The following is a 789-nucleotide window of genomic DNA, read 5'->3' as shown; positions in this document are numbered from 1 at the left end:
CTTCATCGCCTCTGACTGCCAAGGCATCCACCGTGTACGCTTAGTCACTTAACCATACAACCCCAAGGGGTCTTGCTTGGTCTTTGTCTCTCACTCTTTGTCGAATCGTTCGTTCGCGTCGGTCATTAGCAGAAGCTAACTTCCTCGCTCACTCTCGTTTCTCCGTGATTGAGAACCAAATACCTGCGCAATACGATTGTCACTCTTGCAAGAGTGGCCTTCGCAATATGCCGCAACCAAATGTTTTCGTTAGTTACAACTTCGGGTAGAAGTTGCAACGCCGGATATCTTTAGACACTTGTAAGATTGTTTTAGAAACTCTTACAGTTTCTCGAGAAAATTTTATCAGCTTTCCAAATTGTAAAAGAGCAAGTTTTCCTTGGACCTAGGCCCAAAAAAAGCCAAAGGTGCTTATTCTAAAAGCTTATGCTTGTAGAATGAGTAGCTTTGGCTTCTTATCCCCAAAGGGGAAGAAGTGGTGGAGCTATGCGGGATCGAACCGCAGACCTCCTGCGTGCAAGGCAGGCGCTCTCCCAGCTGAGCTATAGCCCCATCGAGTTTTGCTTTGGTAACGTCACTTCAAGGAAGTTGGTGGGTCTGAGTGGACTTGAACCACCGACCTCCCGCTTATCAGGCGAGCGCTCTAACCAGCTGAGCTACAGACCCGTTACCGTGATTAGGTATGGGTACCTAATCGACTCTTTACTTTTTATCAGACAATCTGTGTGAACACTCAGCGTAAAACAAGCAATCATGTCGTTTAAGGAGGTGATCCAGCCCCAGGTTCCC

2 tRNA genes are annotated in these 789 nt (G+C 47.3%); both read right to left on the bottom strand.

The window, feature by feature from the left end:
- Positions 1–476: 476 nt before the first annotated feature.
- Positions 477–552 (bottom strand) — tRNA-Ala (locus Q0796_RS18090).
- A 37-nt stretch (positions 553–589) separates the two neighbouring features.
- Positions 590–666: transfer RNA gene (locus Q0796_RS18085), tRNA-Ile, on the bottom strand.
- Positions 667–789: the final 123 nt, after the last annotated feature.

The organism is uncultured Ferrimonas sp., assembly GCF_947489035.1.
Lineage (GTDB): Bacteria > Pseudomonadota > Gammaproteobacteria > Enterobacterales > Shewanellaceae > Ferrimonas.
Note: the sequence above shows the minus strand (reverse complement) of the source record. Positions and strands in the feature narration are given on the sequence as shown.